This window comes from Kitasatospora sp. NBC_01266 (genome assembly GCF_036242395.1).
In the GTDB taxonomy this organism is placed as follows: Bacteria; Actinomycetota; Actinomycetes; order Streptomycetales; family Streptomycetaceae; genus Kitasatospora.
The window spans coordinates 6049838-6062730 of sequence record NZ_CP108458.1; the positions used below are offsets into that span (position 1 = coordinate 6049838).

General features: G+C 69.3%; 8 protein-coding genes. 6 read left to right on the forward strand and 2 right to left on the reverse strand.

The features are described from left to right. The first annotated feature begins 413 nt into the window (after positions 1 to 413). Both OG403_RS26270 and OG403_RS26275 read left to right on the forward strand, forming a co-directional pair. A complete protein-coding gene (locus OG403_RS26270) occupies positions 414 to 6035 on the forward strand; it encodes a LamG-like jellyroll fold domain-containing protein (RefSeq protein ID WP_329568476.1) in 5622 nt (1873 codons plus the stop codon). Between the two features lie 272 nt (positions 6036 to 6307). Continuing rightward, positions 6308 to 6994 carry an LAETG motif-containing sortase-dependent surface protein gene (locus OG403_RS26275; protein ID WP_329568478.1) on the forward strand — a complete coding sequence of 229 codons (687 nt, stop codon included), beginning with the start codon at positions 6308 to 6310 and terminating at the stop codon, positions 6992 to 6994. A gap of 101 nt (positions 6995 to 7095) precedes the next feature. Here the strand turns inward: OG403_RS26275 and OG403_RS26280 are convergent, their stop codons facing one another. Beyond that, positions 7096 to 7815, reverse strand: coding sequence for an ABC transporter permease (locus OG403_RS26280; protein WP_329572572.1), 720 nt, complete (start codon positions 7813 to 7815; stop codon positions 7096 to 7098). 41 nt (positions 7816 to 7856) lie between these two features. Then, positions 7857 to 8783 carry an ABC transporter ATP-binding protein gene (locus OG403_RS26285; protein WP_329568480.1) on the reverse strand — a complete coding sequence of 309 codons (927 nt, stop codon included), beginning with the start codon at positions 8781 to 8783 and terminating at the stop codon, positions 7857 to 7859. A gap of 180 nt (positions 8784 to 8963) precedes the next feature. Between OG403_RS26285 and OG403_RS26290 the strand changes: the two genes are divergently transcribed. The 4 genes from OG403_RS26290 to OG403_RS26305 all read left to right on the forward strand — a co-directional run bounded on the left by OG403_RS26290 (position 8964) and on the right by OG403_RS26305 (position 12892). Beyond that, entirely contained in the window at positions 8964 to 9821 is an 858-nt protein-coding gene (locus OG403_RS26290) for a helix-turn-helix transcriptional regulator (protein ID WP_442910988.1), read from the forward strand. Then, a complete protein-coding gene (gene sufB, locus OG403_RS26295; RefSeq protein WP_329568483.1) occupies positions 9818 to 11233 on the forward strand; it encodes a Fe-S cluster assembly protein SufB in 1416 nt (471 codons plus the stop codon). Before OG403_RS26290 ends, sufB begins: the two co-directional genes overlap by 4 nt. Positions 11234 to 11309: 76 nt before the next feature. After that, complete coding sequence (gene sufD, locus OG403_RS26300; RefSeq protein ID WP_329568485.1) at positions 11310 to 12545, forward strand: Fe-S cluster assembly protein SufD; 1236 nt, start codon at positions 11310 to 11312, stop codon at positions 12543 to 12545. Further along, the gene (locus tag OG403_RS26305; RefSeq protein WP_329568487.1) at positions 12542 to 12892 is read left to right on the forward strand and encodes a non-heme iron oxygenase ferredoxin subunit; all 351 of its coding nucleotides are present in this window, start codon (positions 12542 to 12544) and stop codon (positions 12890 to 12892) included. The genes sufD and OG403_RS26305 overlap by 4 nt, the downstream gene beginning before the upstream one ends. Position 12893 lies beyond the last annotated feature (1 nt).

Below are 12893 nucleotides of genomic sequence, written 5' to 3' on the forward strand. Positions count from 1 at the left end.
CCAGCGACACAATACCCCTCCGTCGTCAAATCGACCATAAGTTTCCTACGGTCGGCCCGGGACGCTATCAGAGGGAAACCATCCGGGGATATGGCGCGTCTTGTAGGTATAGCCGGTGGCGTTCGCGAGCGGGCTTTAAGTGTGCTAACCAGCACCGGACATGACGAATGATCATAGTTGTTCGAGATGCTTACGATCGGTATCTTTCCGCCTCTCATCAGGGCAGATCAGACGATATCGACCGGCCTTGCCGGGCGGGCCTGCGGAAACGTATCGTCACGGTTTGCAAACTCGTCCGAGGTTGCTTCCGGGCAATTCCCTAAAGGGTGGGGTAAAAGATATCAATGGACGGTAAAAAAAGAAATGCTCCGGGGAGTCTGATTATTCGAAGGCAGGCGGTCGTAGCGGCGACGATGGCTGTTGTCGCCTCGGCCGCCCTCGGTACCGCGCCGGTCGCGCTGGCGTCACCGGCAAGCCCCGTGGTGGGCTCGGGTGCGCCGATCGGGCATCCGGTTCCGGTGCCGCAGCCGCCCGCCGCGGCACAGCCGAAGAACCTGGCGCCGATGGAGGATGGTCAGGGGCCGACAGCCGCGCAGCAGGCGGCGATGACGGCCGCGGTGGCGCAGGCGCACAGCACGGGCAAGCCGGTGGTGGTGGATGCGTTGACCACCGAGACGCAGGAGACCGTGGCGCAGCCCAAGGGCGGGTTCGCGCTGACCAGCAACCCCAAGCCGGTGCGGACGAAGAAGGACGGCGCCTGGACCGCGGTCGACACCACGTTGCGCAAGGGGGCTGACGGCACGCTGGCGCCCGCCGCGACGGCCTACGGTGAGGTGCGGTTCTCCGGGGGTGGCAAGGGTCCGCTGGCGGTGACCACCTCCGGTGGCACCAGCTACACCGTCAACTGGCCTGCCGCGCTGCCCGTTCCGACGGTCAGTGGCAGCACCGCGACCTATCCGGAGGTGCTGCCGGGCGTCGACCTGGTGCTGTCGGCCACCGACGGCGGCGGATTCAGCGATGTCCTGGTCGTCAAGAACGCGCAGGCCGCCAAGAACCCGGCGCTGGCATCCCTCAAGCTCGCCACCTCGGTCAGCGGCGGAAAGCTTGTCAACTCCAAGGCACAGGACGGGATATCCATTGCCGGTGCCGATGGTGCGACGCTGGACTCGGCCACGCCGCTGATGTGGGACTCCAACACCGCGCTGCCCGCCGCTTCGCCGGCCAAGGGCGGGGCGGTGAGCGCCATGACGCAGAGTCAGGCGGCGGCGGCGAAGGTCGCTCCTGACGCGTCGGACGTGGCGCATCCGGGTGCGGCCGCCCACATCTCGCTGGTGCGGACCAAGGCGAGCGCCGATTCGCTCACCCTGGTGCCGGACGCCAAGCTGCTGGGTGATCCGGGAACGGTGTTCCCGGCCTACCTCGACCCGACGTTCAACTGGCACCCGACCTCGACCGGCAACCCCGCCTTCGACGAGGTCAAGCAGGGTTCGCCGTGCAACGGCAGCTCGCTGTTCGACAACACCGGCTCCGCGGGCGACGGCGGACAGCTGGGCGTGGGCGTCAACGGCTGGAGCACCTGCCGGGGCGCCATGCGTACCTACTACCAGTGGCAGTTGCCAACTGTCATGTGGGGTGCGGACGTCCAGTCCGGGACGGTCAACGCCACCAAGGTCTACTCCGCGTCCTGTAGTGAGAACCCCACGGTCGACCTGCACTGGGCCGGCGGCATCGGTTCCGGCACCAGCTGGAACAACCAGCCCGGCTACGGCGGCGTCGTCTCCAGCACCTCGTTCGGCCCCTCCTACAACGCCTCCTACTGCCCCGGCAACGGCTCGGTCACCCACGGCCTGGACGTCACCGGGGCGATGCAGCAGTCCGCCGCCGGCCACTGGGGGCAGTTCACGGGCGTACTCACCGAGGACGGTTACGAGTCCTCCAACAACGACCTGGGTTTCTCCCGGTTCTCGGACAACCCGACCCTGCAGATCGAGTACAACCAGCACCCCAACACCCCTGGTGCGAGCGACCTGTCCGCGGTGACCGGCGCGGACAACGCCGGCTGTGCGTTGAACACGCCCTACCCGCTGATCGGCAAGACCATCGCCTCCAACACCCCGGTGCTGCGCTCGGTGGTCTCCGACCCGGACGGCGACTCGCTGCAGGCCACCTTCAAGTACTGGGTCGACGGCTCCTCCACCAGCGCCACCGGGCTGTCGGGGGACAACCTCGGCTCGGGCAGCACGGCGATGTACTCGCTGCCGTCCTCGTTCGTCTCCTCGCTCACCGACGGCCAGACCGTCGACTGGCAGTCCGAGGTGACCGACGGTGAGGCCTGGTCCAGCTGGTCACCGGTCTGCCACTTCACCGCGTACCCCACCGGACCCGACAACCCCACGGTCGCCGCCAACAGCACCTTCCCGAACACCGACAACGGCGGCTTGAAGGGCGCGGCGGCGGGCACCACGACCACGTTCGCGATCAACAGCTCCATTGACGGCGGTGCCCCCACCACCAAGGTCATCTACGGCCTGGACCAGCAGCCGGCCACCAGCAACACCCCGGCCAACGAGACCGCCACTGTCGCCAGTTCCGCGGCGGCGACGCCGGCCGGGCGGTGGCTGATGAACGACAACACCGGCAACACCGGCAATGACTCGGCTGGGGGTCATCCGGTCACCTTCCAGGCCGGCAGCAGCTGGAGCGGGGACAGTACTCGCGGGACTGTTGTCAGCTTCAACGGGAGCAATGGCTACGGTGCCACCAGTGGACCGGTGCTGAATACCAGTCAGAGCTTCAGTGTCGCCGCCTGGGTCAAGCTCAACAGCTTGAGCAGCGGCACCGCCATCGTCTCCCAGTCGGGCACGAACGCCTCCAACTTCTTCCTCTACTACTCGCCTTGGGCCCACTCGTGGGCCTTCGCCATCAACTCGGCCGACGCCACCACCAACAGCATGACCGCCATCTACGGCCCCAATTCGGGCTCCAGCAGCCCGCAAACGGGTGTCTGGGCGCAGGTCGCGGGCGTCTACAACGCCGGCACCCAGCAGATGCAGCTCTATGTCAACGGCACCCTGGCCGCCAGCGGCGCCTACACCGGTACGACCTGGAACGCTGCCGGCGCTCTGCAGGTCGGGCGTGACATGTCTTCGGGCAGCTACACCAACTACGCCAACGGCTCCATCAGTGATCTGCAGGTCTACCAGCGCGCTCTGACCGCCGACGAGGCGGCCACCATCAACTCCTCCGCCAGTGTGTCGATCACCCCGCTCTCGGCCGGCCCCCACACCCTGTGGGCCGCAGCCACCGACGCCGCCGGTGACCTGTCCGGCATGACCGCCTACCGTTTCCTGGCCGCCGGCGACCCCAGCAAGCAGTGCGCCTCCTTCGCGGCCTGCCTCAACAACACCGCGATCAGCCCCGACGGCAACACCGGCCTGGGGGCTGCCGACGGCATGTGGGGTCATAGCTTCTCGGCCAACGACCTGGCCAACGCGGGCTGGAACTCCGGCCAGCACGTCACGGTCAACGGGGCCACCTTCACCCTGCCCGCCTACGGTGCCGGCCAGGCCGACAACATCCTGGCCGCGAACCAGACCATCCCGCTCGGCCAGGCCACTGCGGACAGCGCCGGCAGTGCCCTGGTCTTCCTGGCCACCAGTACCATCGCGAACCTCTCTGCACCCGGTGCCGTGCCCAACGCCGCCGCGCCGTACGTGCCGGCCGGCACCGCGGTCTCGGGCGAGTACTGCTTCGACTCCACCCGACCCTCCGCTTACTGCCCGGCCACCGGCACCGTCACGTACTCGGACGGCAGCACCCAGTCCTACGCCCTCGTGGTGCCGGACTGGATCGGTGGTCCCAGTGCGCTGGCCGCGGTCACCCTGCCGCACTGGAACACATCGTCGGGCCAGACCACTCCGACCAACGGCCCCAAGCTGTACCCGTTCTCCGTCCCGCTGACCCCGGGCAAGACACCGGTCTCGGTCACCCTGCCCGACGTCGGCACCCAGGCCAGCGGCTCGGCCCTGCACGTCTTCGGCCTGGCCACCCGCAACACCACCACGGGCACCGCCGAGGTCAACGGCACCACCGTCGCCGCGCCCGCCAACCAGTCCTGGACGGCCACCTGGGGATCGCCCACAGTAGGGGACTACGGCTGGGGCGGCAGCGGGTTCTCGAACCAGACGGTCCGGGTGAACGTCAAGCCGTCCGTCTCCGGGAACACCGTGCGGATCAAGCTCGACGACGCAGTCTGCAACAACCCGATGGTCATCACCCACGCGACGGTGGCTGTCGCCGGGAGCGAGTACGCGACCGCACCGACCGGTGCCACAACGAATCTGACGTTCGCGGGCTCCGCCGGGGTCACCGTCCCGGGCGGTGGCATGGTCTACAGTGACCCCCTGCCCTACCCGGTCAACGCCAACCAGTACCTGCAGGTCTCGTTCAGCTTCAGCAACTCGATCGGGTACGTCCCGATGAATCCGTGGGCCAACACGGCCTGGACCTACATGTCGGCGCCAGGCAGCGGTGACAAGACCACGGACACCACCGGGACCCCCTTCACCGGTACCGGCACCATCACGAGCTCGATCACCTCGCTGCTCACCGACGTCGACGTGACGACGGCGAACGTCCCGGCCGAGGCGGTGATGGGCGACGGCCTGGTCGACCCCGGGACACCCGGCACCAACGGGGTGATCTCCACCACGGCGGTCCACCTCGCAGGTGACCTCGCGGCCGCCGCACCCACGTCCCCCACGCCGTTCAGCACCATCGACGAAGGTGTGGTCGGCAACATGCTCACCCAGGACTTCCCGCCGAACAGCAGCTACGGCGGACCGTCCGCACTGTCCCGCATCGACCGCGACATCCTCGACCAACCCGGCCTGAACACGGTGGTCCTGGACGAGGGCCTGATGGACGTCCTGCACGGCCAGACCGCCAACAGCCTGACCACCGGTGCGCTCACCCAACTCCTGACGTACCTGCAGTCCAGCGGGATCAACGTCACGGCTGTCGGGCTGACCCCGTGCGACGGGTACGCGGGTGACGGGGTGAGCGGGGCCAACGACCCGTGCACGAGCACTGTTGACGGCTACCGCACCACCGTGAATCGCTGGCTCAGCGGCGGATACCCGCTTGGCATGGGTCCCTGGAGCACCCCAGCACTCAACTACATCGATCCGGACGAAGCGATCGGCTGGATCGACAGCACCAACGGCGAGATCGAGGTGAGTCCGAACGCCACGGTCCAGAAGGACAACGTCGGTGACGCCGTCGACAACGTCAACCTCACCTCGGCCGGCTACGGCGGGCTCGCCAACGCCATCCTCGGCTCGCAGGACACCTGGTTGATGCACGACGCCGCAGGCAGCGTCGCGGCGGACACGGCCTCCAGCACGGGCAACGCCTACCTGGCGAACAACCCGGCGGTGGGCCAGAACCCGATTACCCTGTCGGGTGGCTACTCCTGGACCACCGGGGCGAACGCGGACTGGGCCAACGCGGTCAAATTCGACGGGACCACCGGCTACGGAGCGACAGCGGGTCCGGTGATCAACACGGGCGCGAGCTTCACGCTGTCCGCCGGCGTCGTCAACTTCCAGGGATCGGCCACCGACGTGACGCTCGTCGCAGTGAACGGTGTCCATGGTCCGCTCGCGGCCTTGAAGTACAGCCACGCCACCAACACCTGGTGCTTCGACTTCGCGCCGTCCGACGGTGCACCACTCGCCAACAACGGGACGTGCACGGCAAACGGTTCCGGGGACATCCTGGCGGTGGGGACCTACGACGCAACCAGTCACACCGCGTCGCTCTACCTCGGCGACACCTTCGCCGGTTCGCAGACCGGGATCAGTCCGTGGGTGGCCGGCGGCAGCCTCACCGTCGGTGCGGACCTGGTCAACGGGCAGCCCGCCGATTTCCTTCCGGGGCCGGTCACCCAGGTGCAGGCCTGGAACTACGCCCTGACCGGCGGTCAGGCGCAGGCTCTCGGCGACGGACTCGGGGTGATCCGCTCGCTGAACTGAACCGAGAGCGGCCCGCCCCCGAGGCACCTACTCGGGGGCGGGCCGCAACTGCTCGCGCGACTCCCGTCCGCCCCAGCGATGATCGCTGGGGCAAAATCGCGGGTTGGCGAAGATGCACACTCGGCGACTGAACCGCCAGTTCAGTTCCAGTCGTTCTGTTTGGGGGATGCGGCGCACCAAGTGGCTGTAGAGTCCCCGACACGAGTTGTAGCCGGTCGCTCACGATCATTCAATGTCCGTGCTGCACAACCTCATTGGGAAGGATCTTGGTTATGCAACGACTGGGGCGGATATCTGGCCGCACCCTCGCCGGAGCGGTGGCGCTCGCGGCGGCCGGCGTCGTCACGTTCGCGGGGGCGGCCTCGGCACACGGGAACAACGACCACACCACCTGCAGCTCACTCGTGGTGGACCTGGAGAACTACAACGAAAAGGTGACCAACACCGTCACCGTGATCGTGGGCGGAGTGACCGAGGTCAACAACCAGACCTTCGGCAGCTCGTTCCAGAAGACCATCACGGTTGCGACTGACCACCAGGCTCCGATCGCCTACGAGATCAAGGTGCAGGCGGGCGACGACGCGACCGGCAAGAACGGCTGGACGTTCACCACGAACGACGTCATTCCGGTCTGCCCGCCGCCGACCAGCCCGCCGCCGACCACCCCCGCGCCGCCGACGAGCCCGTCGCCGTCGCCGAGCTCCTCCACGGCCTCGCCGACCCCCACCTCGACTCCCACGTCGAGCCCCACCCCCACCGCCTCGGTCAAGCCCACCAGCGCGGCCCCCGTGGTCAAGCCGACCACCCCGGCGCCGAAGCCGACCAGCAGCTCGCCGTCGCTCGCCTTCACCGGTGGCGGCAGTGACTCCGGCGTGATCGCCGGTGTCGGTGCGGCCGTGGTGGTCCTCGGTGGCGGTCTGGTCTTCATGACCCGTCGTCGCAAGGCCGCTCGTCACTGATCAGCTGATCGTCACTGATCAACGCTGAACGCCGAAGGGGTGGGGACCGCAACCGGTCCCCACCCCTTCAGTTCAGTACGCCGGGAGCGCGCCGCAGCGCCCTACTCCCAGCGGAAGAACCGCGCCGCCGCAGCCAGCCCCAGCACCGCCCAGACCGCCAGGATGCCGAGGTCCGACCAGGGCACCCCGGCGCCGGTCTGCAGTACGGCGCGCAGCCCGTCGGAGAGCGCGCTGATCGGCAGCAGGTCGAGCACCGAGCGCACCGCCGACGGGAACTTGGTCAGGGGCACGATCACGCCGCCCGCCAGCAGCAGCAGGATGAAGACCAGGTTGGCCGCCGCCAGGGTGGCCTCCGCCTTCAGGGTGCCGGCCATCAGCAGGCCGAGCCCGGAGAAGGCGGCGGTGCCCAGGACCAGCAGCGCCAGCACCGAGAACGGGTCGCCGTGCGGCGACCAGCCCAGCGCCAGCGCGATCACCGAGAGCAGTGCGACCTGCAGTGCCTCGGTCACCAGCACGCAGCCGGTCTTCGCGCTGAGCAGCGCCCAGCGCGGCAGCGGGCTGGCGCCCAGCCGCTTGAGCACGCCGTAGCGCCGTTCGAAGCCGGTGGCGATGGCCTGCCCGGTGAAGGCGGTGGACATCACGGCGAGCGCCAGCAGGCCTGGGGCCAGGAAGTCGACCCGCTTGCCGGGGCCGGTCACCGACACCACGTCCACCGCGCTGAACAGCACCAGCAGCACGGTCGGGATCACCACGGTGAGCAGCAGCTGCTCGCCGTTGCGCAGCAGCATCTTGGTCTCGAAGGCGGTCTGCGCGAGCAGCATCCGGCCGACGGGCGCGGCGCCGGGCCGCGGTGCATAGGTACTCACGAGCGCAGGTCCCGTCCGGTCAGTTCGAGGAAGACGTCTTCGAGGCCGCGCCGCTGCACGGTCAGCCGCTCGGGGAGCACGCCGGCGTCGGCGCACCAGGCGGTCACGGTGGCGACCAGCCGGGGGTCCATCGGCGCCTCGACGCGGTAGTTCCCGGGCGCCAGCTCGACGGCGGAGGCGCCGTCCGGCAGCACCTTGGTGAGCGCGCCGAGGTCCAGCCCGGCCGGGCCGTCGAAGTGCAGGCTGCTCTCGGCGCCGCCCCGGCAGAGCTCCTCGGGGCTGCCGCTCGCGATCACCCGGCCGCCGTCGACGATGTGGACGGCGTCGGCGAGCTGCTCGGCCTCGTCCATGTAGTGGGTGGTCACCACCACCGTGACGCCGTCCCGGCGCAGGTCGCGGACCAGCTCCCAGGTGGCGCGGCGGGCCTGCGGGTCCAGGCCCGCCGTCGGCTCGTCCAGGAAGACCAGCTCGGGGCGGCCGACCACGGCCATCGCCAGTGCCAGCCGCTGCTGCTGCCCGCCGGAGAGCCGGCGGTAGCTGGTGCGGCCGCAGGAGCCCAGGCCCAGGCGCTCGACCAGGGCGGGCACGTCCAGCGGGTGGGCGTGCAGCTTGGCGGTGTGCGTCAGCATCTCGACGGCGCGGGCGCCGGCGTACACGCCACCCGACTGGAGCATCACGCCGATCCGGGGTCGCAGCTCGGCGGCCTGGCGGACCGGGTCGAGCCCGAGCACCCGGACCGTGCCCGCGTCCGGGCGGCGGTAGCCCTCGCAGGTCTCGATGGTGGTGGTCTTGCCGGCGCCGTTCGGGCCGAGCACGGCGGTGACGGTGCCGCGCTCGATGCGCAGGTCCAGGCCGTCCACGGCGGCCTTCTCGCCGTACCGCTTGACCAGCCCGGCGATCTCGACGGCGGGTGAGTTCTGCATACCGGCGAGTGTAGGTGGGCCGGGAAAGCGCCTGGGACAGTGCCCCGGACGGCGCCCTGGACCGCGGCTCGGGAAGATCGTTTTCGCGGGTCAGGTAAGGCTAGCCTGCGTGATCGATCCCACCGCTGAGGCGTGCGTCACGGCTTGTCCGGTCGGAAGTAATTACGCAACAATGGTGTTGTGAAAAACATGCGCGAGCACCCGCGGGAGCAGGAGGCCGAGTCGGCCCCCGGCTTTCCGGTGCCCGCGACCTCGGCGGAAGTGCTGCTGGACGGCCATCGGGCGACCCGGGATCGGGTCGCTCGCTCGATCCTGGACCACGGTCCGTCCTCGGCGGCCGACCTGGCCAGCCGGCTCGGGCTGACCGCCGCGGCCGTCCGCCGCCACCTGGACGGGCTAGCCGCCGCCGGCCTGGTCGAGTCCCGCGAGCAGCGGGTCTACGGCAGCCGGGGCCGGGGCCGTCCCGCCAAGGTGTTCGCCCTGACCGAGTGCGGCCGGGACGCCTTCTACCAGGCCTACGACCAGCTCGCCGCCGACGCGCTGCGCTGGATCGCCGAGGCGGTCGGCGGCGGCAAGGCCGGCGAGGAGGCGGTCGCCGCCTTCGCCCGGGCCCGGTTCGGCAAGCAGGGCCAGAAGTACCTGAGCGCGCTGGAGCGGGCGGCTGCCGACCAGCGGACCGAGGCGCTCGCCGAGGCGCTGAGTGCCGACGGGTACGCTGCCACGGTGCGGCGCGTGCCGTCCGCCGCCTCGGCCGCCAAGGCCCCGGCCGGCGCCCAGCTCTGCCAGCACCACTGCCCGGTCGCGCACATCGCCGAGCAGTTCCCCCAGCTCTGCGAGGCGGAGACCGAGGTCTTCTCCCAGCTGCTGGGCACCCATGTGCAACGGCTGGCCACCATCGCCCACGGCGACGGGGTCTGCACCACCTATGTGCCGGCACCCGGTGCCGCACCGTCGCCCGCGCCGGGCACCGGTGCAGCGCCGACTGCCGGTACGACCACCGAAACACCGACTGCGCCTGCGCGGAGGAACCCCGCATGACTGACACCGTTTCCCACCCGGAGCTCGAAGGTCTGGGCACCTACGAGTACGGCTGGTCGGACCCCGACGCGGCCGGCTCGGTGGCCAAGCGCGGCCTGAGCGAAGAGGTCGTCCGCGACATCTCGGCGAAGAAGTCCGAGCCGGAGTGGATGCTCAAGCTGCGCCTCAAGGGCCTGAAGCTGTTCGCGAAGAAGCCCATGCCGACCTGGGGCTCCGACCTCTCGGGCATCGACTTCGACAACATCAAGTACTTCGTGCGCTCCACCGAGAAGCAGGCCGAGTCCTGGGAGGACCTGCCCGCCGACATCAAGGCGACCTACGACAAGCTCGGCATCCCGGAGGCCGAGAAGCAGCGTCTGGTCGCCGGTGTCGCCGCGCAGTACGAGTCCGAGGTCGTCTACCACCAGATCCGCGAGGACCTGGAGGAGCAGGGCGTGATCTTCCTCGACACGGACACCGCGCTGAAGCAGCACCCGGAGCTCTTCCAGGAGTACTTCGGCACCGTGATCCCGGTCGGCGACAACAAGTTCGCCTCGCTGAACACGGCGGTCTGGTCCGGCGGCTCGTTCATCTACGTGCCGAAGGGCGTGCGCGTGGACATCCCGCTGCAGGCCTACTTCCGGATCAACACCGAGAACATGGGCCAGTTCGAGCGGACGCTGATCATCGTCGACGAGGACGCCTACGTCCACTACGTCGAGGGCTGCACCGCGCCGATCTACTCCTCGGACTCGCTGCACAGCGCCGTGGTCGAGATCATCGTCAAGAAGGGCGGCCGCTGCCGCTACACGACCATCCAGAACTGGTCGAACAACGTCTACAACCTGGTCACCAAGCGCGCCGTGGCGTACGAGGGCGCGACCATGGAGTGGGTCGACGGCAACATCGGCTCCAAGGTCACCATGAAGTACCCGGCCGTCTACCTGATGGGCGAGCACGCCAAGGGCGAGACCCTGTCGATCGCCTTCGCGGGCGAGGGCCAGCACCAGGACGCCGGCGCCAAGATGGTGCACATGGCGCCGAACACCTCCTCCAACATCGTCTCCAAGTCGGTGGCGCGTGGCGGCGGTCGCACCTCCTACCGCGGTCTGATCGAGATCGGCGAGGGCTCCAAGGGCGCCAAGTCCAACGTGCTGTGCGACGCGCTGCTGGTGGACACCGTCTCGCGTTCGGACACCTACCCGTACGTCGACGTCCGCGAGGACGACGTCTCGATGGGCCACGAGGCGACCGTCTCCAAGGTCAGCGAGGACCAGCTCTTCTACCTGATGAGCCGTGGCATGACCGAGTTCGAGGCGATGGCGATGATCGTGCGCGGCTTCGTCGAGCCGATCGCGCGTGAGCTGCCGATGGAGTACGCGCTCGAGCTCAACCGGCTGATCGAGCTGCAGATGGAGGGTTCCGTCGGCTGACGTCCTGTCTTTCGAGGCAAGGCAGTAGCCGTCCGGTCCCGCCCACACTTTGAGGAAGAGAGCAACACGAACAGCCATGGCTGACACGCCCAAGAACACCGCCGGCTCCACCACCGCCGGGTCGATCGAGGTTGGTACCGCCGGCGCCGGCGCGCAGCTGGCCGGCCCCGGCACCGGCCGGGCCGCCGTGCAGCAGCCGATCGACGCCCGCGTCGCGGTCAAGCCCTCGTACGACGTGAACGACTTCCCGGTGCCCACCGGCCGCGAGGAGGACTGGCGGTTCACCCCGCTGCACCGCCTGGCCGGTCTGCACGACGGCACCGCGGCCGCCGCGGCCGCCGGTGAGGACAAGGTCGAGTTCTCGCTGCCCGAGGGCGTCACCGCCGACCTGGTCGGCCGTGACGACGAGCGGCTCGGCAAGGCCGGCAAGCCGGTCGACCGGGTCGCCGCGCAGGCGTTCAGCGCGTTCGAGCAGGCGCTGGTGGTCACCGTCCCCAAGGACGCGGTGCTCACCGAGCCGGTGAAGATCGACGTGCACGGCGAGGGCGGCGTCAGGTTCGCGCACGTGGTCATCGACGTCAAGCCGTTCGCCGAGGCCGTCGTGGTGCTGAACCACACCGGCACCGGCGTCCGGGCCGCGAACGTCGAGCTGCTGGTCGGCGACGGCGCCAAGCTCACCTTCGTCTCGGTCCAGGACTGGGACCGCGACGCGGTGCACGCCACCCAGCAGAGCGCGCTGGTCGGTCGCGACGCCTCGTTCAAGTCCGTGGTGGTCACCTTCGGCGGCGACCTGGTGCGGATCCACCCCCGGGTCACCTACGCGGCCCCCGGTGGCGAGGCCGAGCTCTTCGGCCTCTACTTCGCGGACGCCGGCCAGCACCTGGAGCACCGCCTGCAGATCGACCACGACACCCCGCACTGCCGGTCCAACGTGGTCTACAAGGGCGCCCTGCAGGGCCAGGACGCGCACGCGGTCTGGGTCGGCGACGTGCTGATCCGCGCCGCCGCCGAGGGCACCGACACCTACGAGCACAACCGCAACCTGGTGCTCACCGACGGCGCCCGGGTCGACTCGATCCCGAACCTGGAGATCGAGACCGGCGAGATCGTCGGTGCCGGCCACGCCTCGGCCACCGGCCGCTTCGACGACGAGCAGCTCTTCTACCTGCAGTCCCGCGGCATCCCGCAGGAGGAGGCCCGCCGCCTGGTGGTGCGCGGCTTCTTCGCGGAGCTGGTGCAGCAGATCGGGGTCGCCGAGATCCACGACCAGCTGATGGAGAAGATCGAGGCCGAGCTGGCAGGCGTGGCATGAGCGAGCGCAGCGAGCGAGCTACCAACGCTGTATATGTGCGTGTCTGTTCGCTGAACGAGCTGGGCGAGGACTCGCCCAAGCGCGTCGAGCTCGGCGGCGGTCTGGCGATCTCGATCGTGCGCACCGAGGGGGAGGTGTTCGCGATCAACGACATCTGCTCGCACGCGAACGTCTCGCTCTCCGAGGGCGAGGTCGAGGACTGCCGGATCGAGTGCTGGCTGCACGGCTCCACGTTCGACCTGCGCACCGGCAAGCCCTCGGGACTGCCCGCCACCCGGCCGGTCCCCGTTTACCCCGTAAAGATCGAAGGGGACGATGTGCTCGTCTCCGTCACCCAGGAGTCCTGAG

What these genes read in the sequence shown, in the direction of transcription:
- OG403_RS26305 (WP_329568487.1), top strand. Translation starts at nt 12,542, where the DNA reads ATGAGCGAGCGCAGCGAGCGAGCTACCAACGCTGTATATGTGCGTGTC.
- OG403_RS26280 (WP_329572572.1), bottom strand. Translation starts at nt 7,815, where the DNA reads ATGCTGCTCGCGCAGACCGCCTTCGAGACCAAGATGCTGCTGCGCAAC.
- OG403_RS26275 (WP_329568478.1), top strand. Translation starts at nt 6,308, where the DNA reads ATGCAACGACTGGGGCGGATATCTGGCCGCACCCTCGCCGGAGCGGTG.
- sufD (WP_329568485.1), top strand. Translation starts at nt 11,310, where the DNA reads ATGGCTGACACGCCCAAGAACACCGCCGGCTCCACCACCGCCGGGTCG.
- OG403_RS26285 (WP_329568480.1), bottom strand. Translation starts at nt 8,783, where the DNA reads ATGCAGAACTCACCCGCCGTCGAGATCGCCGGGCTGGTCAAGCGGTAC.
- sufB (WP_329568483.1), top strand. Translation starts at nt 9,818, where the DNA reads ATGACTGACACCGTTTCCCACCCGGAGCTCGAAGGTCTGGGCACCTAC.
- OG403_RS26270 (WP_329568476.1), top strand. Translation starts at nt 414, where the DNA reads ATGGCTGTTGTCGCCTCGGCCGCCCTCGGTACCGCGCCGGTCGCGCTG.